Origin of the sequence: Proteus hauseri (genome assembly GCF_040139125.1) — a bacterium.
GTDB lineage: Bacteria > Pseudomonadota > Gammaproteobacteria > Enterobacterales > Enterobacteriaceae > Proteus > Proteus hauseri_B.
The window spans coordinates 310,685-331,741 of record NZ_JBEEUB010000003.1; the positions used below are offsets into that span (position 1 = coordinate 310,685).

Below are 21,057 nucleotides of genomic sequence, written 5' to 3' on the forward strand. Positions count from 1 at the left end.
CAGTATGGTTAATTGTCTAACAGCACTTTAGCGCGCCACTGATTAAGTTTAACCTCACAAGCTAGCAACACATCACCCGCCCCCGTTCCTCCGAGAACCAATGTTGATTGTCGTTGACACTCTGCACTTCTGAATTTAATAAAATGTTCTTGTGAACTAATCAATGCTTCTATCGCACTTTTTACAGCAACAGAATCGATATCTTCAAGGTCACTTTTACTTTTTTCATAAATCAAATTCATTTGCCGCTCTGAGAGTTTTAGCTCTTCTAGCAAACAAACCTGAATTTCAGTTCTAGGTGCTTGAGAAGTGAGTTCATAACATTTCGTTAGCGGATCACTTTTTACTTGTGCAATAGTAGGAAAAGAGAGAAAACTCATCGTGAATAAACTGCAAGAAATAATAAACGCACCAATTTTCATGCTAACTCCCAATGATAAAATATAAAATAATGAAACTATTATTAGCCTAAAGTATAAATTAATATTTACCACTGCTATAAATGCGATAGGCTAAAAATAGGATATATCGCATCTAAAAATAAAAAAATGACATATCAAAAAGATAAAGAAATTATTATCAATAGGTTTTTTTTATCTAGAGTATAAGAGATGAGATTTTGTTAAAAAATAATAACCAACTACAATATCAACAAATTATTTTCTTTAAAAAAAGAGAGTAAACATCATTTTTGCGACTAATAGCCAATTTTTCATCTAAATGAGGAAAAAAACATTTTTATGTTCTCTGTTTTTACGATGAAATCTTGTGATTATTTTTATTTAAGTTAATAGAAAAATATCTTTTTTTGCAGTAATCTCATGCTCTCATTTAGGCACAGTTTGCCTTACTCATTGCTTGTGGTATCGCTGATATGTTCTACAAATTTGCCCCTATTATCCTGCTGATCATTTCAAATATTTTTATGACTTTTGCTTGGTATGGACATCTTAAATACGGTAATAAACCGTTAATTGTCGTTATTATTCTGAGCTGGCTTATTGCTTTTGTTGAATACTGTTTTGCTGTGCCTGCAAATAGAATTGGTCATAATTACTACAGTGCAGCTGAGCTAAAAACAATTCAAGAAGTTATCACGCTTACTATTTTTGCTATTTTTTCTGTCACTTATTTAGGGGAAAACTTCACATTAAACCATTTTATTGGTTTCCTTTTAATTGGCGCTGGTGCACTGTTTATTTTTAAAGGACCTTTTTAAAATCACTTAGCGAACAAATCATTGACTGCTGATTTCTGTCACTCGACCTCATGATAAAAAATGAGGTTTTTTTATACTTTCGATACCCTTTATTGATTGACTTAAGTTAAATTTCGTACTCACTCCGTATTTATATACGATAACAACACCACTTATCATTAAGTTATATAGTTTGCTTAATTAATTTATATAAAATAATAGCCTAATTTATTATAAATATAGTTACGCCAAACCAGACTTTCCTCTTGAAAAAACATTTTCACTCAGCGCATAATGTTCATTCTTAAGAGAAGCACTGTTTCTCTCTTTTTTATTGCCTCTCTTAAATAAAAGCGCCCTTAAAGCGCATCCCTTGTTACTTTAACGTCAGATAAAATGGTATCTGGTATGAGCAAACAGTCTAACGATTTTATTTATATGCAGGATAATCCCTGTATGCATTGCGGTGCTTGCTGCGCCTATTTTAGAGTCTCTTTCTATTGGGCTGAAATGGTCAGTGGTGGCGGTGTTGTTCCCGATGAATTAACAGAACCACTAACGCCATTCTTATCTTGTATGAAAGGAACCAATGAGAAAAAACCTCGCTGTGCAAAATTAGTTGGTGAAGTGGGCGAGTGTGTGAGTTGTACTATCTATGAACAACGACCTTCACCTTGTCGTGAGTTTAACCAATCATGGGTAAATGGTATCCAGAATGAAGCTTGTGATCGTGCAAGAGCAGCTTATGGACTTCCACCATTAACCAGAACGACACTACCGCATTCTGCGTAACACATCAGAGGGGTTAGCCCCTCCTGATCCATCAAGATCACACTCTTCATATTTACTTACTAAAAATAGGAAAAATCGTACAAAATATCATTATTAAATAATGTGTTAGTTTGACTTTACTTTTAAAACATCTAGTATAGATAGTAATCAGGCAATAATGTGTATTTAGTGAGGTTTTTTATTTAAAAATAGTCGTCATCTTGGAGGGCATTATGATTAGTAGCTCTTTTTTTATCCTTTTCTTATCTTTCATCTGTTCTATCGCCGTCGTTAGTATGTTATTAGGTGGCTTAGAGGATTAATTATGAATATTTCTGATGAAAATATTCTTTCCCAACAGTAACGCCCATACTTATTTTATTTAAAAAAGCATGGGCGATTATTTAAAACTTTATTTTTAAGAGAACTACACGCTATCCATTTATTACCCGGAATTGATAATTTAGTTTTCTCTAATATCACTCTCTTTCATTTTTTAATTCTATTTTTTATTTTATCCAACAATTTATTGATAAAATATTTTCTATTAATAGCTGTATCAAATTCTCTATATTGTAGTTACGAATTTTTAATAATTATAGCGATCTTAATAGCTATAGTGCCTTTAATAGCTATGGTGCCTTTAATAACTATAGTGCCCTATGATTTTCCAAGAAAACAGAACATCCTCAGCCACTTGCCCATAACCAATATTATGCATCACCAAATAACGCTTGTTATCGCGGCTTTTACTATCCACCACAATACCAATATGTGGACGACCATTGTCTAAACGCCAACTGACTATATCGCCAGGAAGATAATCAGCCCCATTCTTAGTAATTGGTTTCACTTTTCCTTTACGTGAAAAAAACACCTCTAAATTAGGAACTCTTCGGTGATCAATATTTGTATCAGGCTTAGTTAATCCCCACATACGATGACTAGGATAAGCAGAAAAATGTGTTTTTATATCTTCATGCAACAATTTCTGTAAATCTATACCAACGCCTCGATAACTACGAATAACCACATCACTACACACCCCATAATACTCAGGCACATCGCCATTAGGGTAATCAATCTTACGATAAGCCGGATCGTAAAAAACAGCTTTTGGTAAATTGCTAGCGTGCTCCACCAGCTGTCTGTTTTGCTCTGGTGTTAGTGCTTGCGCATTAGAAAAAGAGAGAAGAAATAGGGCAGATAAAACTGGTGCGATGATCTTCAATAGAGTGTCTCCATGCTAATTAGGTGTCCATAATGACTTATTGTGTATTATTGTTAGTAATGATAATTGGCTAAATTGCCTAACAAAAAAATGAGGTAACTCTTAATTATTACGGTATAAAAAAACCGAGCCCTCTTTTATAAGATAAGCTCGGCATACAATAAACAAGAAAGAGAGATTAAAACGAAAAAATTGGTTAGTTCAATACAATATGGCTCTTACGTCGTAAGCTTGCAAACAGCATATAAACCGCCGTTGCTAATAACACCACAAAGAAGAAATTCATAATACCGTTATGTGCTTGAGACATAAAAATGCCCGCACCTAATGGACCTATTGCCGAACCGATACTATAACTTAGCAACATTATTTGGGTAATAGCCACAATGTAGCTCGCATTCACATGGTCACATGCCAAAGTTATTGCGATAGGATAAAGTGCAAAAGAGGACATTCCTAACAATCCCAGTGCGATTATTAACACAATATAATCGTTAGAAAGATAGGTCACTCCCATTGCAAACACACCCACTAAACACATCATTGCTAATAACAGTGTCTTACTTATTATCACTGACAATTTACTGATAATAGGCTGAACAATCATCCCACCTAAAATAATTGCTGCCATCAGTACACCGATTTGATCGGTAGTAAATTGCCCTTGATTTAATGCAAGCGGCATCATGCCATAAATACTGCCCATCACAACACCAGAAACCATACAGCCTACTAAAGCGGCTTTATTTAAACGGCTTATCTGTTTTAATGACAAACTTTTATGTACATGCCCTTGTGGCTGCCCTTGTTTAAAAAACAACGGTGGTAATACCGCAATTAATAACAGAGCTAATACCGCCATAAAAGGAATAGTGCCTTGTGTGCCAATTGCACCAATCGCTAATTGCCCTAATGTTGTTCCGCCATAAAGCGATGTCATATAAAAGCCCAAGCGTTTAGCTCGTTCTTTCGGATTATCGCCAATTAATAGCCATGACTCGACAACAACAAAAATACCTGCAACCGCCATACCGCCAATAAAGCGCGATACCATCCATACAGATAAATAAGGCAACAACGGTAATATACTGACAGTTACAGCCAGTAATAATAAAAATACAACAAATGAAAGACGATGCCCTATTCTTGCAATAACAGGTTCGATCATCACTGAACCTATTAATAATCCGATAAAATAAATACTTGCTAACCAGCTCGCATAAAGAGTATCAAAACCAAAACTATCCATTGATAGTGGTATTAAACTCATTAAATAGCCTGATGCGATAGCAAATACCGTTAACCCAGCCACAGGTACTAATGTACTGTCGCCCTTGCGTACCAAAGTAGTGTTCTGTTTCACTACCCTCGTCTCCACACTCAAACGGTTGATAATGCGCTGCTTTCTCGATGCCAGATAGTGGCAAAACAGTCATCTAGGAAAGATGATTGTTTAAATGATAAAAGCAGTGGATGGCGTCCCTAATTTTGGGAGACGCGAATATAGCTTGTTACTCATCATAAATAAAATTATAAAATCTAATGCCAGAAAATAATTTTATTTATCCTATAAGTTATTATCGCCCTTTCTTACAAAAAGAATAGCCTCTCTAGTGATTTTATTTTTGTAAAATAAGATTAATTCTATATTAATAAGATTACGATAAAATACGTAGCGTGGATTAATCACTATCCTACCTTTATAAGATAGGATAGTTAAAAATAAACTATTGCAGTAAATTACTCTGCACTTTTACTAATTGCCGTTTTAATTGCATCAGGGATAGAACCACCATGTGTTTTTCCAGCAAAAAGCTGAAAATCACACTGTTTTCCGGCATCAGATAAATAACGGCATAATTGCCGAGGTGTTAGCCAACTACTACGACCGTTATGATTTTGCTGTTGCTCTTGATTCATATTTGCAATATCTGGTGTCTCTTCTTTTTCGCCAAGGGTAATTGTCAGCGTAATATCATTAGGAATAGCTTGCCATTTCTCTTTTGTTAACCACTCCCCTTTCCCCCACCATAATGAAGGACTAGCCGCAGTATAGTGCTGAAACGCTTCTGGATGATTAAACAAAACATACAGTGTAAATACCCCGCCAAAAGAGTGACCAAATAATGATTTTTTGGTAATTGTTAAATTGGATTTTTCAATTTGACTATCTGCATAAGGTTTTACCTGCGTTAGGATAAACTGGTAAAAATTCTCTGCATTACCGCCTTGTTTAAATTCATCACCTTTTACACTAGGTGTGTAATCACGAGTACGCTCAGGAATAAAATAAGCGTTATCGCCAACATAACCCACACTCACAACAACAGGTCGTGGTGCTATATTCTGTTCGACAATTTCATTAACAATTAATGGAAATTGAGCATTACCATCAACTGAATAAAGCAGCGTGGTTTTCGTCGTTGCTTTAGGAATAGCAAGGAAAATACGATACTGTTTTCCTTGATAATCCATCTCTTTTTCGGTGATTTGATAATAGTGTTGAGCCTGAGTATTTATTTCAGGAACCACTTGATTAGGTCTAGCTTGCACGACAGAAGATAACATCATCATTCCACACAAGATTAGTATTCGCATAAGTCAGATACACTGTAAGTAATAAAAAAAGGCGTATTCGTTAATAACGATATATAGCGATAGAAAAAATAAACCCCATGCATAACATGAGGCTTATTTAAATAAGAAAAATTAGAAGCTATATTTTACATTAGCCCAGTAACGACGACCTTCATCAACAACCCAGTTACCGCCTTTATCATTTACAGCAGGACCTGTTTCATCGGTAATATTTAATACCGCCATATTAAACAGGGTGTTTTTATTAATGCTATAGGTCATACCTAAATCAAATGTGGTATAGCCACTACGATAACGAGCGCCTGTATAACCATTACGCTGTGCAGCCCAGATCTGTTTTCCAGTATAGGCTGTATTGGCATAGAAACTCATGTCTTCATTAAAATCCCAATCTACACGTGCATTAGCACTGTGTTTTGGTGTCATATCCAGTGGATAACCTTTTAATGACTCACCTGAACCGAGTTTCTCATCATCACTTTTACGTTTTGAATTGATATAGGTGTAGTTAGCATTGACGCGCCAAGCTTCTGCAATAGGGAATGCAACGGCTGTTTCAATCCCTTTTATATTCGCTTTTCCTACGTTATCGTATTGATAGAGTTTTAAGCCTGTAATCGGATCATTTTCACCCGTATCGTAGTTGGTCAGTTTATCCTTAAACTCAGTATTAAAGAAAGTCAGGCTTGCTGTAATGCCATCACCATTATCATAGCCCACACCAATTTCTTCACTCACTGATGTTTCAGGTTTTAGGTCACGATTACCATACATAATCGCACGACCTTTCTCGGTTGAAGTACCATATTCTGGGCTTAATTCACGTAAACTAGGTGCTTTAAACGCTTTTGCAACACCACCTTTTAACGTAAATTCGTCAGTTAAATGATAAACAGCGTAAGCTCTTGGGTTCCAGTGATTACCATAATATTCATGATCATCAAGACGCAATCCACCTGTTAAGGCTAGATTATCAGTCACGCTATACTCATCTTCAATAAACAGTGCTTTTTGATCTGCCGTGACTGTTGATTGTTTGATTTCATCTTTACCAAGCGAAGATTCATCTTTTAAGCGCGCATATTGATACTGACCACCAAAGGTCATGACATTGTCAGGCAAAAATGCAGTGAATTTTGCATCAAACACAGTATTGGTGATTTCAGGGCGACGATCTTCATAAAACTCATGGCGATCTTTCGTTGTTTTATCAATTTCTTCTGTTTTAGTAATACGTTTAGTCTGTTCTTGATAAACGCTTAACTCAGAGTGCAGAATATCCATCTGATTTTTATACGTTAAAGCCCAATGATTTCGGTCATTATTGGTCTCTAACATTTTATTTTCATCCGCTTTACCACCACGGATGGTGAATTCGCTCATTGATTTACCCGGTGTGGTTGTGCGCTGTTGCGTAGTACGACCGGCTTCTAATAAAAATGTTTGGTTATCTGTTGGTGTGAAGGCTAATTTCGCAGTAACGTTTTTATTATCATTTCTGCCCTGACCATAGGTAATTTTATCTTCAGCTCGTAAATAACCACCACCATAAAGCTGTAAGCCTAATTTATCTTCAATCAGAGGTCCTGAAAGATAAAAATTACCATCGACAGAATCCCCTGCATCACGGTTATGTTGAATAGTTCCGCCAACACCAATAGAGCCATGCCACTCTTTAGTAACTGGTTTAGTTATAATGTTGATCACACCACCCATAGCGTCAGAACCATACAGTGATGACATAGGTCCACGAATAACTTCAATACGCTCAATTGCTTCTACTGGTGGGATAAAACCACCTTCATAACCACCACTACCATTTGGACGAGATTCACGACTATTTTGACGTTTACCATCAACCATGATCAGTGTGTAGTCGCCTGGTAAACCACGAATTGTAATTTCTTGTTTATTAGCATTACCGTTCACACTTACCCCTTCAACACCTTTTACGGCATCGGCAAGATCGTGTACGGGTTTTTTGGCAAGCTGTTCTTTGCTGATAACAGTGATACTTGCTGGTGCATCGGTGAGTTGCTGTGCAAAGCCTGAGGCAGAAACAACCAATCTTTCCTCTTTGTTTTCTTGTGCATAGAGAGGATAAGAGGCAGAAAAAATACAGGCTGCTAAAAAGCCTATTTTATAATTCATAATAATTCCCTGAGATTATAACGATTATATAAATGAGAATGATTAATATTATCTTAATCAAATAATCATGAGAATGATTTTCTTTATCTATTAGCTATTTTTTTTTAATCTGCATCAAAGTAAATTAGCGTGATTATTGGTAGCAGTGAGCGCATATCTTACGGAGATCACAAAAAGGGCAAGTGACTTAGCCACTTGCCCTTTTTGTGTAGGGGATTATTTTAACTTTTTGCTATTACCAGAAAACGGCATACAGCACACAAAGAACGATCATAATGATATAAGAAGAGATATTAAATCCACTTTGTGTTTTAAAGGTTGCATCAGTTAGTGCAATAGCACCAATGCTGTCATCGGTTTTGGTTGAAGTTAAGCTCACTAAACCAATCACAACTGATGTAAAGATAAAGGTGTACATCATCTGATCAAGGAATGGCATTCCTAACGGCATTAATTTTAAGAATAACGCAAAAGGAATGGATAATACGACCCCCATAATTGCACCTTTTGCATTGGTTTTTTTCCAAAATAGACCTAATAAGAATACCGCTAAAATACCTGGGCTAACTAAACCGGTATATTCTTGAATATATTGGAATGCCTGATCAATGCCGCCTAATAGTGGTGCGATAAAGCAAGCAATAATCAATGCCACAACGGCACTAATACGCCCCACATTCACTAAGCGGGTTTCAGATGCTTTTGGACCAATATATTCTTTATAGATATCCATAGTAAAAATCGTCGCGATAGAGTTAAGCATTGATGCTAGTGAAGAGACTATCGCAGCCGCTAATGCAGCAAATACCAGACCTTTAGCACCAACAGGTAAGAACTGTGTTAACCAAGGATACGCTTTATCGGCTTGAGCCATCGTTGGAATATGCTCTTGTGCCATTGTTCCTAAACCTGCCATTAATTCAGGATTAGTCGTAATAACAAAAGCCGCGATACCCGGCACGACAACTAAAATAGGGACAATCAGTTTCAGGAAGGCGGCAAAAACTAAACCTTTTTGCGCTTCGTTAATAGATTTAGCCGCTAACGCACGTTGAATAATATATTGGTTAAAGCCCCAATAATACAGGTTGGCAACCCATAACCCACCGATAAGCACAGCAATACCCGGTAAGTTCATAAACTGAGGACTTTCTTTTTCCAAGATCATTTTAAAATGATCGGGTGCCGCAGCGGTCATTTTTGCTAAACCTTCAGTAATACCGCCATCACCACCGATATAACTCACCGCTAATATTGTTGTAAATAAGCCCCCTAAAATAAGGAAAAAGACTTGTACAACATCAGTCCATGCAACAGCAGAGAGACCACCATAAAGGGAATATACGACGGCAAATAGCGCCAGACCGATAATTGCATACATCATCGGCACACCAAGAATGGTTTCTAACGCCAATGAACCTAAATAAAGGACTGAAGTTAAGTTAACGAAAATAAAGAGTGCTAGCCAAAATACCGCTAAAATAGTTTTTAAGTTACGGCTTTTAAAACGATTTTCGACAAATTCAGGAATGGTATAAATACCTTTCTCAATAAAAACAGGTAAAAAGTATTTAGCAACAATGATTAATGTGAGCGCTGCCATCCATTCATAAGAGGCAATAGCGAGACCAATAGAGAAACCAGAACCAGACATACCAATGAATTGTTCTGCTGAAATATTAGCGGCAATAAGAGAAGAACCAATTGCCCACCAAGGTAATGTTTTACCTGCTAGAAAATAATCTTTTGTCCCTTTTTTTTCACCGTTTTTAGTACGAGATACCCATAATCCCACACTAATAATGATAACAACATAGAGGGCAAAGATTGCATAATCTATTGTGCTTAATCCAACACCTTCTGTATGCATAATATTATCCTTTCAGACCCAGAGTAAGATAAAGAGGAAATCAATGTAAACGTTTTCACACCCTTTTTCCGTTACTCTCTTCACAATTTCATTGCTAATGTTACGAACATGCATCAGAAAACAGCTAAACAAACGATTGCGTCACAAAAAAAGGTAATATATCTATAGTAATAGAGTATTAATAACTCAGCTCCAGTTAGTAAAAAGAGATTTTTACATGGATAATACAGCATATTGGTCATTAAATTGATAACGATTACAATGTATAACCATATAATAATAAAATGATTTTTATATTGCTTTTGTGGGAGGTTATTCAGGATCGTAATATAAAGTGAAACAGATGACTTCTAGTAGGCATAAGTAAGCAAGAACTACTAAAAGTCATAGATTACTATGAATGATTAAGATGACTTAAATTAAATACGGAATTTCTTTGAACTAATGTCGGAGAAAAAATACGCTGTTTTTGCTCAAGTATTTCACCACGGGAAAGTCGAATTGCCAGCGTTGCCGCTTGTTCCGCCATCATTTGGATGGGATAACGCACGGTAGTTAATCGTGGATGAATATAGCGAGCAATTAGTACATCATCAAAACCAATCACTGAGATCTTTTCAGGAACAGGAATTTCATTTTCATCTAATACCGACAGAGCCCCTGCCGCCATAAAATCGTTATAAGCCACCACAGCAGTGAAATCTATTGATTTGGTTAGAAGATGCGTCATGGCTTTCTCACCACCCTCGCCTTCAGGCTCACCATATTCAATATAACTGGCGGGTAAGTCAATTTTATAAGCCGCTAAAGCAGCTTTATATCCTGCTAGTCGTTGTGTTGTATCTTCAATATTATGTGTTGATGAGATATACGCTATTTTACTATGACCTTGTCTAATAAGGTGTTCCGTCGCCATCCATGCACCTTTGTAGTTATCAAGTGCAACACAGCGCTCTGCAATTTCAGGAATAAAACGATTGATAAGCACCATACTTTTAACTTCATTAGCATAGGCAAGCAGTTCATCATCACCTAATGCCTTGGAGTGAATAACTAAACCATCGCAACGACTATTAATTAGCAGCTCAATAGACTGGCGTTCATCTTGTGCATCGTGATAACCATTGCAAACTAGGATGTGTTTTCCCGCGTCTCTAGCAATATTATCAACCGCTTTAACTAATGTACCAAAAAAAGGATCTGAAACATCATGCACAAGGACACCTAACGTTTGTGTACTTTGATTAACCAACGCTCTCGCCGCGGCATTAGGGCGATATCCTAATTTCTGCATTGCCGTGTTCACAACATCTATTGATGCACGACTCGCTTTTGGCGAGTTATTAATGACTCGCGATACCGTTGCAACAGACACGCCAGCTTCTTTTGCCACATCCTTGATAGTCGCCATATACACCTCATAAGGTCACCCTTATTCACTATCAAGGAATAACCTGAAATTTAATCCAAAGACAAAAACGAGTTCGCTATAAAAGCAATGGTAGGGATTATCAGTGAAGATGGGGAATTTAAAAAGTAAAAAGATCAAATAAGTGATGAATAGGAAAGCGTTTACACTTCCCTATTCTATTTACTGATAAAATTTATAGATTGTTTGGCTATGCCATTGCTGATTAGCAGGAAGGATCCCTTGATTTTCACCCCATTCAGGATGATTTGGGCCATCAGGAAAATACTGAGTCTCTAGAGCTAACCCTGAATAGTTACCATAACGACGGCTTTTTCCTTTCGTTTCAGCCAAGAAATTAGCCGTGTAAAATTGAATTGATGGCATCGTTGTCATCACATCCATTTTTAATTCACCCTCTGGCGAAATAACCGTAGCAAGTACCGTTTTTCCATCTATTTTCTGTTTATCTAACACAAAAGCATGATCATAACCATTAGCGGCTTTTTGACACTCATCTGTCATAAAATCGAGCCCAACTCGTTTTAACTTACGAAAATCAAAGCTTGTTCCTGCAACATTAACTAACTCACCCGTTGGGATATTGCCTTCACCATTTTTTAAATAGTCATTCGCAGATATCATTACATCATGCTCAAGAGCGGTACGTAGTGTGTGCTCACCAGCAAGATTAAAGTAGGCATGATTAGTTAAGCTAAGTGGCGTCTCTTTATCACTTATCGCTTGATAACGAATACAAACTTCGTTGCTATCCGTTAAAGTATAAGTCACACAAACGTCAACATTACCCGGAAATCCCTGATCACCATCGGGTGATTTTAATGTAAAGGTTACAGATTGCGTTGATTTTTCAGCAATACTCCAACGACGGCGACTAAAGTTATGTTTTCCACCATGAAGTGTATTTTTGCCTTCATTGGCGGCAATTACATACTGTTTTTCCGCTAACGAAAATGTACTACCCGCAATTCGGTTAGCAAAACGTCCTACAGTGGCACCCATATATGCAGTTTGTTGTTTGTGAGCATTCATATCTGGAGAACCTAATAGCACGTCTCGACGAACACCATTGACAGGAACAATACACGTTAACCATGTCGCCCCAATATCCATAATAGAAATAGACATACCGAGGCGATTTTTTAAGGTAACTATCTCAGCTGGTAACCCATCCCACGCAGGTTGAACTGTCATTTGTTCAGGTTCAAAAAAACGAATATCATTAACTGCCATTATTTTGCCTCCGAATAGCCCGCTCCTTGACTTGCCGAGCAGACATAAATAGTTTCTTTTAACCCTGTTTTACTATGATATTGTGATCCAACCGCATCAGTCACTTTGCTGACTAAATCAGGCGTCACAAGTGCAACAACGCAGCCGCCAAATCCGCCGCCAGTCATTCTAACGCCACCTTGTTCACCAATAACAGACTTAATAATATCAACTAATGTATCAACTTCAGTTACTGTAATTTCAAAATCATCCCGCATTGACTGGTGAGATTGTGCCATAAGCTGACTTAAAACGGGTAAATTCCCTTGGCGTAGTGCATCAGCAGCTTGTAGTGTTCTCTCATTTTCAGTAATAACATGGCGAGCACGGCGATATACCACATCACTCATTATCGCTTTTTTAGTCTGTAAATCCGCTAATGATGCATCTCTTAAAGCCGCTACATTTAATATTTTTGCCGCGTCTTCACACTGTTTACGACGAGTATTGTATTCGCTATCTACTAAGCCGCGTTTTTTATTACTATTAACAATCATGACCACAATATTTTCAGGCATTGTCACCGCGGTTGTATCTAAAGAGCGGCAATCAATTAAAAGAGCATGATTCTCTTCACCACATGCCGAAATAAGCTGATCCATAATGCCACAGTTACAACCGACAAATTGGTTTTCTGCTTTTTGACCATTTAAGGCAATCGCCTTTTGACTAATAGGAAGCTGATACAATGCCTTAACGGTTTGTCCAATAGCAACTTCTAATGCAGCCGAAGAACTCAGCCCTGCACCTTGTGGAACATCTCCTGATATTGCGATATCCATTCCATGAAAATCGTAATGCTCTTGCTGTAAAAAATGAATCACACCACGAACATAATTAGCCCACATTTTATCGGCTAAAAATTCAATGGGTTTATCAAGATAGAATTCATCAATTTCATTGTGATAATCGACAGCAATTACACGAATAAGATTGTCATTTCGCTTTGCAGTAGCAACCACCATTTGGTAATTAATGGCACAAGGAAGAACAAAACCATCATTATAATCAGTATGTTCGCCAATAAGATTAACTCTTCCTGGCGCTTGTATAAAATGGGTTGGTGTATAACCAAAAGCAGCCGAAAATGAGCGAGTCACATTATTAATAAGTGCCTGCATAATAGTTCCTCAACTTAAAATTAAGTAATAACAATCCGTTACATCACAATTAATGAGATGTACGCTTTTATTTGTTTAATCATAAAATTATCGCGCTAATTAAAACCTAGCTTAATTAGGCATCTGACAGAATTAAGGTTGTTCTTTATAATGAATATCGCTTAATTGACGCAAATTAGCCGCAGCTTGTTCTGGTGTTAAATCTCTTTGTATTTCAGCAAGCATTTCATATCCCACCATAAACTTACGTACACTGGCTGAACGCAATAAAGGAGGATAATAAAGCGCATGTAATTGCCAATGATCGATATTTTCATTATTTTTAAAAAATGGCGCAAAATGCCATCCCATAGAATAAGGGAATGAACAATGAAAGAGATTGTCATAGCGACTTGTGAGTTTTTTCATTGCAATAGCAAGATCGTCTCGCTGTATTTGCGTTAATTCACGCATTCTACGAATATGCACTTTAGGTAATAACATGGTTTCATAAGGCCAAGCAGCCCAATAAGGAACAATAGCAATCCAATGCTCAGTTTCTACCACAGTACGGCTGCCATCTTTAATTTCAGCATCAACATAATCCATTAATAAATTACTGCCTTGCTGAGTAAAGTAATCTCGTAAATAGTGGTCTTTGCGCGCTAATTCATTCGGTAAAAAATCACTAGCCCAAATTTGACCATGAGGGTGCGGTTGAGAGCATCCCATCGTTTCACCTTTGTTTTCGAATACTTGGATCCAAAGGTACTCTTTACTTAATTCTTCGATTTGGCTATCCCATGTGTCAATCACTTTGCGTAATTGACTAACCGGTAATTCAGGAATGCTTTTTCCATGATCTGGTGAAAAACAGATAACTCGGCTAATACCTCTGACTGCTTGAGTCTGAAATAAAGGATTATCAGAAGGCGTTACACTATATTCATCAGGTAGCAATGCGCTGTGATCGTTATTAAAAACATAAGTCTCTTTGTAATCAGGATTTTTATCACCTGAAACACGCGTATTATTAGGACACAAATAACAGTGTGGCTCATAAGAGGGAAGTGTCGCAATCTGAGGCTTTTCATCTTTGCCATTCCAAGGTCGCTTCGCCCTGTGTGGCGACACTAAAATCCACTGACCTGTAAGTGGATTATAACGACGATGTGGATGCTCAACAGGATCAAAAATCAGTTTCGACATAATCTTCTCTCTTATTTATTAGTGATTATCCGATAGCACTTAATTGCTTATTTCAGATAACCATTTGGATTTTTCAACTGCCAACGCCAAGCGTCTGCTGCCATATCATCAATAGAGCGGATTGCTTTCCATTTTAAATCTGCGGCAGCTTTTGCTGGGCTTGACCAGCACTCAGCAATATCACCAGGACGACGAGGTTGCAGCTCATAAGGAATATCTTTACCACTGGCTTTGCTAAATGCTTCAATCATCTCAATAACGCTAGTACCATTGCCTGTACCTAAGTTATAAATATGCAAACCCGCTTTGCTACCTAATGCATTTAATGCTGCAATATGACCATCCGCTAAATCCATTACATGGATATAATCGCGCACACCAGTGCCATCTTTCGTTGGGTAGTCATTGCCAAAAACAGCAACTTTTTCACGACGGCCAATAGCAACCTGAGCAATATAAGGTGTTAAGTTATTTGGAATACCTTTAGGATCTTCACCCATAGTCCCTGATGGATGAGCGCCGACTGGATTGAAATAACGTAATAAGCTAATTGACCAATTTTCATCAGCAACATACAAATCAGATAAAATACGCTCTACCATATATTTACTGGTGCCATAAGGGTTAGTTGTACCACCCACCGGCGAATCTTCAGTTATAGGTACTGTTTGAGGATCACCATAAACCGTTGCTGATGAACTAAAAATAATGCTTTTCACACCCGCATCACGCATGCAACGTACCAACACTAATGTGCCATTAACGTTGTTATCGTAATACTCAATGGGTTTTTGAACTGACTCACCAACTGCTTTTAATCCAGCAAAATGAATAACAGATTGAATGGTGTGTTGAGCAAAAATTGATGCTAATAGTTTGTCATCACGAATATCACCGTTATAGAACAGTGGACGCTTTCCTGTTAGTGCTTCAATTCTGTTAAGTACTTCTTCATTGGAATTACTTAAGTTATCCAGAATAATTGGCGTCATCCCTGCTTCAATCATTTGTACGCAAGTATGACTTGCGATATATCCCATTCCACCTGTAACTAATATTTCCACATTCACCTCTTTTGATTCATTTCAAAGGAAAGCTAAAGACGGTTTCTGTTCATTGACAGAGAGTTTAACAAGATCAATAAAGTCTTTTCGTGATCAAACCGACATTTAATGTAAACGTTTACACTCATTCCCTATTATTTAAACTTAAAAAAATAATTTTTTTTATACGCATTACAATCAGTTGGATATCTTGATGAAACATTCTCTATTTTTAGAGTTGTATTATCACAATAAAAAAGGGAACGATTACACACCATTTAATGCGCTAATAACCTGATAAAACTGACATTACCTTAGATTTATCATACCTTATTAACTCCCCTTGTAATATGTATAAGAGGGCTGAGAATATTCTCAATAACGATTTTAAAATCGATAAATAAGAAACAGCAAGCCCTATAACACCCTTGCGTTAGGAGAACATCATGAAACCGATTGTTGTGCTTTATCAACAGCTACCAGAAGACTTACACCAAAAATTAGCCCATTTTGCTGAAATAAAACAATTTAGTTCACTCTCTTTAGATTCAGCAGATTTTGCTACCGCACTCGCTAGTGCTTCTGGATTATTAGGTGCTGGTGGAAATATTAATAAGCACTTTATCGAACAAGCTCCTAAATTAAAGGCGGTTTCAACTATCTCTGTTGGCTATGATAATGTTGATGTGCAAGCACTTACAGAACGCAATATTAAATTAATGCATACACCAACTGTGCTCACTGATACCGTCGCAGATACCATGATGGCGCTTGTATTATCCGTTTCAAGGCGTATTCCTGAACTTGCCGATAATATTAAGCAAGGTTTATGGGTAAAAGGGATAACACCAGATTGGTACGGAACCGATGTTCATCATAAAACAATGGGCATTATTGGTATGGGCCGTATTGGTAAAGCCTTAGCGAAACGCGCTCACTTTGGCTTTGATATGAATATTCTTTATCAATCTCGGACAGAATATCCTGAAGTAAATGAGCGTTTTAATGCCACTTATTGTTCATTAGAGACAATATTGCAGCAATCAGATTTTATCTGTATCACACTTCCGTTAACCACAGAGACTCACCATTTAATCAGCAAAGCTCAGTTTTCACTGATGAAATCTGATGCTTATTTAATTAATGCGGGTCGTGGTGCAGTGGTTGACGAACAAGCCTTAATAGAAGCGCTAGAGCAAAAAGAAATTGCAGGCGCAGGACTCGATGTCTTTGAACAAGAGCCGCTGTCAGCGACATCACCGTTATTATCTATGAAGAATGTTGTTGCTGTACCTCATATTGGTTCGGCAACCAAAGAAACGCGCTATGCAATGGCACAATGCGCTGTTGATAATTTAATCGCGGCATTAAAAAATGAAGTCAAAGAGAACTGTGTTAATTTTTAAACGAAGATAATCTCTCTATTAACATTACTCAAATAAGAAAAAAGGTAATGAATAACGTTCATTACCTTTTCTTGGTATTGGTTAATAAACAAACCTTTTAAGCCGGATCAACGTGCGCCATAACACTTAGTATCTGTTTATTTTGCAAAACTTTATTACGCGCATTAACCACAATGTCATGACTCTCTCTAACCGTTAATTCCCCAGCCACTTCAATATGAACATCAACTAAGAAATAGTCTCCGGCACGGCGAGTTTTTAAATCATGGATACCTTTAACGCCCGGTGTCGTAATTAACAAATTAGATATTTCTTGAAGCGTTTCTTCATCAGCACCTCTATCCATTAAATCTTGCAGTGCCTGATAGGTAAAACGCCATCCCATTCTACCGACAAAGATACCAACAATAAGTGCCGCTAGTGGGTCAAAGAATTTAAATCCTGCAAGACTTCCGATAATACCAATAGCAACAACTAAAGATGAAGCAGCATCAGAACGCGCATGCCATGCATTAGCAACTAACATATTTGAATCGACTCTTTTCGCTACACGTAACATATAACGAAATAATCCCTCTTTGGCCGCTAATGCCAATAACGCAACATATAAAGCAATACTGTGCACTTCAGGAATAGATGATGGATCAAACATTTTATGTACTGCTGACACCACCATACCTAAGCCAACAATTAATAAAATAGTTCCCAAAATCAGTGAAGCTGCATTTTCATAACGAAAATGCCCATAAGGATGATCGGCATCTGGTTGCTTTTGGCTACCTTTATTTGCAATCAGTACAACAAAATCAGCAATAAGATCAGACAAAGAATGAATTCCGTCAGCAATTAAGCCTTGGGAGTGTGAAAAAAAGCCAATAGCTATTTGCCAAATAGACAAAACAATATTAACAAACACACTGACTAGCGTGCTTTTTTTCGCTGCTTTAAATTTTTCTAACTGAATATTATCAGCCAGATCTAACTCAATATCATCAATGTGATTATGCGCCATAGTAATTATCTTATTCTGTTTTAAATAGCCCACTCTATTAACAGGTGAAAAATAGAGTTCCATAGGTTATTTCAGGATCCATAACTCATTGGTGAGGATAAAGGACGACTCTGAATAACAATCCAGTTTAAGGACTAAGATTGCTGTCCAGACATCATGTTGAGATGTCATTCGTTATTAATATGCCATATTTAAACCTTATTGTCTTTAATTTTTACCAATAAAATCCTATAGATACATAACAATAATATAATTGATAATCATTCTTTTATTCATTTTATATTTTTTATTAAGATTAATTATAGGCACTTTTAAAAAAAATGTATTTATATGTATACTGTCAATAAGTTAAGTCGTAGGCTAATTTAACAAGTATTAATTGTCTTAATTTATTTCTTGTTACACTACGGCTATAAACCGTGAAAATAATCATTCTCACTATTATTTAGAACATAGATCACAGCTATTTTTTTATATTAAGCGATAATAGAAGATATCCTTTGACTAACGTTAAGTGAGGTTTGTAATGTACAAAAAAATTCTAGTTCCAATTGATATTTTAGAAGACGAACTTTCTCAGGAACTGATCTCTCATATTGAACAAATTGCAAAGGTTGGTAAGCCAGAGATCCACTTCCTCACCGTTATTCCTAATGCTGAACTTTTCTTTGGCATCGAGTTTGCTGCAATTCCAGAAAAATTTAAAGACTCAGCAGAACGAACCCGTCTTGCCTTTATCGCTCTGCAAGAGATGATTAAAGATGCAAAAATTCCTGATGAGCAAATTAAATGTAATGTGGGAGTTGGTAATGCAAAAGATGAGATCTTAGAATATGCTCGCCATATCAATGCTGATTTAATTGCTATCGCCTCTCATCGCCCTAATGTTTCATCTTATCTATTAGGTTCGACGGCATCATCAATTGTGCGTCATGCAAAAATGTCTGTACTTGTTATTAGATAACATAAAAAAAGCCCTCGGTTTACACCAAAGGGCTTTATCTTTTTCTAACGACATTCTAGCTTAAGTTAAGTTAATAAATTCTATTTTTTAGCCGCATCTTGCATTAGATCTGCTGCAGACCAGATACGATATTTAACATCAACGCCAGTCGGTGCATAAACAACAATGGGTAATTTGCTGTTGTAACGAATAAAAGCATCTTGTCCCATATTTGCCTGAACAAACGCTGCTTTTTTCGAATTATCAGGGCATCCCATCATAGTAGACATTGGGCCATTTAAATCACCAACAACATAATAGTTGTAGCCCCAGCCTTCTAAATCTTTTTTATCTAACTCAGCACCGAACCATTGACGATTACAATCTACCATTAACTCTTTGCCAACGATTAATTCGACTTGGTAGTTACTCTCATTATCCTTTTGCTCTAGTTCGATAACATGACGGATTTGATTTTCTTGTGCTTTAGGGTAAGGAGCCACTTTTTCTAAACCATCAACTGCTTGAGCGCAAGCAGATAAAGACATTGCTGCTACTAAAGATAAAATTACTTTATTCATCACGTTCTCCATTTTACAACGATATCTCGCTGGTAATCAGTTTAGCCTAGATGTTTCTATTAATAATCATCTTATGACTACTATTTTTATTAGTTGAATGCTAACACCTTAGCAGATATCGCTATGAGAGGATAATTCCGAATAATTTTTTAAAGAAAACAGCAGTTAGCGTGATGAAATGTAAATTTGTGATATATCACCATGCAGACAACGGCTCAATGATTATACTGAAATAGAGATCCCAATTTCTCTTTTTAGGAGGTTCTATGTTCTCAGACCAACAAACGTTAGTTTCTCAGTTAAAAGATAGTAACCCTCGCTTTCAAGCCCTCTTTGATAAACACAATCGGTTAGACCAAGAAATAGCTAAATTAGAAGGTCCTAATGGTGCAGGCTATAATGATGAAGTGGTAAAACTCAAAAAAGAAAAGCTTCATTTAAAAGATGAGATGCAAAAACTACTTCAACAAGCTGGAAAATAATCCGTATTTAAAAGCGATGGCATTATGTCATCGCTTTTATGATTAAAAACAAAGTTGACCACAGCAAAAGATGCATAATTAATATATCTTTATTTTTAGGGTGCTAATTATGTCTTCTATACATGGTCATGAAGTTTTGCATTTTATCTTATCATCTGAAACTGCATTCACAAAAGCGTCGTTGGTTGAAGCCATTCATCAACAATTTGGCAATGACTCACTTTTTCACACTTGCTCTGCTGAAAATATGACAGCCTCTCAGCTAGTAGATTTTTTAGAGAAAAAAGGGAAGTTCATTCCTGCGAATGGTGGATTTACAACAAGTGAAAGTAAGATTTGTCGCCACTAACCGCTATAAATTGCCAGTGATATATTTTAAAAATCGTGTTAGCTATTATGCGATTTTAAAAATCTTTTATTACTGGCAATTTTTTTAATCTATTTTTAGAGAGTATTATTCATCGTCTGTTTGTAACCAGCCGTCATCTTCCCAGACACCTTGAATAAGTTCCATAATATGCTCATGCTTAGTTTCGTCTTTTACACCTGTAACTTGAATTGAATTCATACTGCTAAAAGCGATACGATATTGCATATCAGGATATTCAGGTGCGATTTTTTTTCTTAGCTCTAACTCTAACAGCGGAAATAATGACTCTGTAATTTTAGATTGTTTACTAAATAGAATTTCCACACGCATGGTTTTCACCGTTCAAAGGCAAATAAACTGTATATAAATACAGTATTATATTCTAAGAAAA

The 21,057-nt window shown here is 36.7% G+C and carries 20 protein-coding genes; 6 read left to right on the top strand and 14 right to left on the bottom strand.

What is annotated here, in order from left to right; genetic code table 11:
* Positions 1–8: 8 nt before the first annotated feature.
* Positions 9–422: a lysozyme inhibitor LprI family protein gene (locus ABN099_RS07350; protein WP_349462989.1), complete on the bottom strand. Its 414-nt coding sequence runs from the start codon at positions 420–422 to the stop codon at positions 9–11.
* A 452-nt stretch (positions 423–874) separates the two neighbouring features.
* Between ABN099_RS07350 and ABN099_RS07355 the strand changes: the two genes are divergently transcribed.
* Entirely contained in the window at positions 875–1,219 is a 345-nt protein-coding gene (locus ABN099_RS07355) for a DMT family protein (RefSeq protein WP_349462990.1), read from the top strand.
* A gap of 387 nt (positions 1,220–1,606) precedes the next feature.
* A complete protein-coding gene (locus ABN099_RS07360) occupies positions 1,607–1,990 on the top strand; it encodes a YkgJ family cysteine cluster protein (protein ID WP_349462991.1) in 384 nt (127 codons plus the stop codon).
* Positions 1,991–2,612: 622 nt separating this feature from the next.
* Here the strand turns inward: ABN099_RS07360 and ABN099_RS07365 are convergent.
* The 10 genes from ABN099_RS07365 to galE form a co-directional block, all read right to left on the bottom strand.
* The gene (locus ABN099_RS07365; RefSeq protein ID WP_432807486.1) at positions 2,613–3,200 is read right to left on the bottom strand and encodes a DUF1287 domain-containing protein; all 588 of its coding nucleotides are present in this window, start codon (positions 3,198–3,200) and stop codon (positions 2,613–2,615) included.
* 196 nt (positions 3,201–3,396) lie between these two features.
* Entirely contained in the window at positions 3,397–4,563 is a 1,167-nt protein-coding gene (locus tag ABN099_RS07370) for an MFS transporter (RefSeq protein WP_349462992.1), read from the bottom strand.
* Between the two features lie 377 nt (positions 4,564–4,940).
* Positions 4,941–5,798, bottom strand: a complete 858-nt coding sequence (locus tag ABN099_RS07375) for an alpha/beta hydrolase (RefSeq protein ID WP_349462993.1) — start codon at positions 5,796–5,798, stop codon at positions 4,941–4,943.
* A 111-nt stretch (positions 5,799–5,909) separates the two neighbouring features.
* Positions 5,910–7,949 (bottom strand): IreA family TonB-dependent siderophore receptor, encoded by a 2,040-nt coding sequence (locus ABN099_RS07380; protein ID WP_349462994.1) that lies wholly within the window; start codon positions 7,947–7,949, stop codon positions 5,910–5,912.
* A 235-nt stretch (positions 7,950–8,184) separates the two neighbouring features.
* On the bottom strand, positions 8,185–9,819 hold the full coding sequence (locus tag ABN099_RS07385) for a sodium/sugar symporter (RefSeq protein WP_349462995.1): 1,635 nt from the start codon (positions 9,817–9,819) through the stop codon (positions 8,185–8,187).
* Between the two features lie 394 nt (positions 9,820–10,213).
* Positions 10,214–11,230: a substrate-binding domain-containing protein gene (locus ABN099_RS07390; RefSeq protein ID WP_349462996.1), complete on the bottom strand. Its 1,017-nt coding sequence runs from the start codon at positions 11,228–11,230 to the stop codon at positions 10,214–10,216.
* Between the two features lie 180 nt (positions 11,231–11,410).
* Complete coding sequence (gene galM / locus ABN099_RS07395) at positions 11,411–12,481, bottom strand: galactose-1-epimerase (protein ID WP_349462997.1); 1,071 nt, start codon at positions 12,479–12,481, stop codon at positions 11,411–11,413.
* Positions 12,481–13,641 carry a galactokinase gene (gene galK, locus ABN099_RS07400; RefSeq protein WP_349462998.1) on the bottom strand — a complete coding sequence of 387 codons (1,161 nt, stop codon included), beginning with the start codon at positions 13,639–13,641 and terminating at the stop codon, positions 12,481–12,483. Before galK ends, galM begins: the two co-directional genes overlap by 1 nt.
* Before the next feature lie 132 nt (positions 13,642–13,773).
* Positions 13,774–14,829 (bottom strand): UDP-glucose--hexose-1-phosphate uridylyltransferase, encoded by a 1,056-nt coding sequence (locus ABN099_RS07405; protein ID WP_349462999.1) that lies wholly within the window; start codon positions 14,827–14,829, stop codon positions 13,774–13,776.
* Positions 14,830–14,876: 47 nt separating this feature from the next.
* The gene (gene galE, locus ABN099_RS07410) at positions 14,877–15,893 is read right to left on the bottom strand and encodes a UDP-glucose 4-epimerase GalE (protein ID WP_349463000.1); all 1,017 of its coding nucleotides are present in this window, start codon (positions 15,891–15,893) and stop codon (positions 14,877–14,879) included.
* Positions 15,894–16,318: 425 nt separating this feature from the next.
* On the opposite strand from galE, the gene ghrB reads away from it, so the two are divergent.
* Positions 16,319–17,278 carry a glyoxylate/hydroxypyruvate reductase GhrB gene (gene ghrB / locus ABN099_RS07415; RefSeq protein ID WP_349463001.1) on the top strand — a complete coding sequence of 320 codons (960 nt, stop codon included), beginning with the start codon at positions 16,319–16,321 and terminating at the stop codon, positions 17,276–17,278.
* A 97-nt stretch (positions 17,279–17,375) separates the two neighbouring features.
* On the opposite strand, the gene ABN099_RS07420 is transcribed toward ghrB, so the two are convergent.
* Positions 17,376–18,290 carry a cation diffusion facilitator family transporter gene (locus ABN099_RS07420; protein ID WP_349463002.1) on the bottom strand — a complete coding sequence of 305 codons (915 nt, stop codon included), beginning with the start codon at positions 18,288–18,290 and terminating at the stop codon, positions 17,376–17,378.
* Between the two features lie 526 nt (positions 18,291–18,816).
* On the opposite strand from ABN099_RS07420, the gene ABN099_RS07425 reads away from it, so the two are divergent.
* The gene (locus ABN099_RS07425) at positions 18,817–19,254 is read left to right on the top strand and encodes a universal stress protein (RefSeq protein ID WP_349463003.1); all 438 of its coding nucleotides are present in this window, start codon (positions 18,817–18,819) and stop codon (positions 19,252–19,254) included.
* Positions 19,255–19,334: 80 nt separating this feature from the next.
* Here the strand turns inward: ABN099_RS07425 and eco are convergent, their stop codons facing one another.
* A complete protein-coding gene (gene eco / locus ABN099_RS07430) occupies positions 19,335–19,826 on the bottom strand; it encodes a serine protease inhibitor ecotin (protein ID WP_349463004.1) in 492 nt (163 codons plus the stop codon).
* Between the two features lie 254 nt (positions 19,827–20,080).
* On the opposite strand from eco, the gene ABN099_RS07435 reads away from it, so the two are divergent.
* Both ABN099_RS07435 and ABN099_RS07440 read left to right on the top strand, forming a co-directional pair.
* A complete protein-coding gene (locus ABN099_RS07435) occupies positions 20,081–20,296 on the top strand; it encodes a DUF465 domain-containing protein (protein WP_349463005.1) in 216 nt (71 codons plus the stop codon).
* Positions 20,297–20,405: 109 nt separating this feature from the next.
* Positions 20,406–20,645 (top strand): YecH family metal-binding protein, encoded by a 240-nt coding sequence (locus tag ABN099_RS07440; protein WP_349463006.1) that lies wholly within the window; start codon positions 20,406–20,408, stop codon positions 20,643–20,645.
* Positions 20,646–20,750: 105 nt separating this feature from the next.
* Here ABN099_RS07440 and ABN099_RS07445 read toward each other — a convergent pair whose 3' ends face one another.
* Positions 20,751–20,996 carry a DinI-like family protein gene (locus ABN099_RS07445; protein ID WP_349463007.1) on the bottom strand — a complete coding sequence of 82 codons (246 nt, stop codon included), beginning with the start codon at positions 20,994–20,996 and terminating at the stop codon, positions 20,751–20,753.
* Positions 20,997–21,057 lie beyond the last annotated feature (61 nt).

Excerpts from the sequence above, each read along its gene's own strand:
- ABN099_RS07350 (WP_349462989.1), bottom strand. The coding sequence starts at position 422 with ATGAAAATTGGTGCGTTTATTATTTCTTGCAGTTTATTCACGATGAGT.
- ghrB (WP_349463001.1), top strand. The coding sequence starts at position 16,319 with ATGAAACCGATTGTTGTGCTTTATCAACAGCTACCAGAAGACTTACAC.
- ABN099_RS07355 (WP_349462990.1), top strand. The coding sequence starts at position 875 with ATGTTCTACAAATTTGCCCCTATTATCCTGCTGATCATTTCAAATATT.
- ABN099_RS07390 (WP_349462996.1), bottom strand. The coding sequence starts at position 11,230 with ATGGCGACTATCAAGGATGTGGCAAAAGAAGCTGGCGTGTCTGTTGCA.
- ABN099_RS07440 (WP_349463006.1), top strand. The coding sequence starts at position 20,406 with ATGTCTTCTATACATGGTCATGAAGTTTTGCATTTTATCTTATCATCT.
- ABN099_RS07445 (WP_349463007.1), bottom strand. The coding sequence starts at position 20,996 with ATGCGTGTGGAAATTCTATTTAGTAAACAATCTAAAATTACAGAGTCA.
- ABN099_RS07360 (WP_349462991.1), top strand. The coding sequence starts at position 1,607 with ATGAGCAAACAGTCTAACGATTTTATTTATATGCAGGATAATCCCTGT.
- ABN099_RS07385 (WP_349462995.1), bottom strand. The coding sequence starts at position 9,819 with ATGCATACAGAAGGTGTTGGATTAAGCACAATAGATTATGCAATCTTT.
- galK (WP_349462998.1), bottom strand. The coding sequence starts at position 13,641 with ATGCAGGCACTTATTAATAATGTGACTCGCTCATTTTCGGCTGCTTTT.
- eco (WP_349463004.1), bottom strand. The coding sequence starts at position 19,826 with ATGGAGAACGTGATGAATAAAGTAATTTTATCTTTAGTAGCAGCAATG.
- ABN099_RS07425 (WP_349463003.1), top strand. The coding sequence starts at position 18,817 with ATGTACAAAAAAATTCTAGTTCCAATTGATATTTTAGAAGACGAACTT.
- ABN099_RS07420 (WP_349463002.1), bottom strand. The coding sequence starts at position 18,290 with ATGGCGCATAATCACATTGATGATATTGAGTTAGATCTGGCTGATAAT.
- galM (WP_349462997.1), bottom strand. The coding sequence starts at position 12,481 with ATGGCAGTTAATGATATTCGTTTTTTTGAACCTGAACAAATGACAGTT.
- ABN099_RS07405 (WP_349462999.1), bottom strand. The coding sequence starts at position 14,829 with ATGTCGAAACTGATTTTTGATCCTGTTGAGCATCCACATCGTCGTTAT.
- ABN099_RS07435 (WP_349463005.1), top strand. The coding sequence starts at position 20,081 with ATGTTCTCAGACCAACAAACGTTAGTTTCTCAGTTAAAAGATAGTAAC.
- ABN099_RS07375 (WP_349462993.1), bottom strand. The coding sequence starts at position 5,798 with ATGCGAATACTAATCTTGTGTGGAATGATGATGTTATCTTCTGTCGTG.
- ABN099_RS07380 (WP_349462994.1), bottom strand. The coding sequence starts at position 7,949 with ATGAATTATAAAATAGGCTTTTTAGCAGCCTGTATTTTTTCTGCCTCT.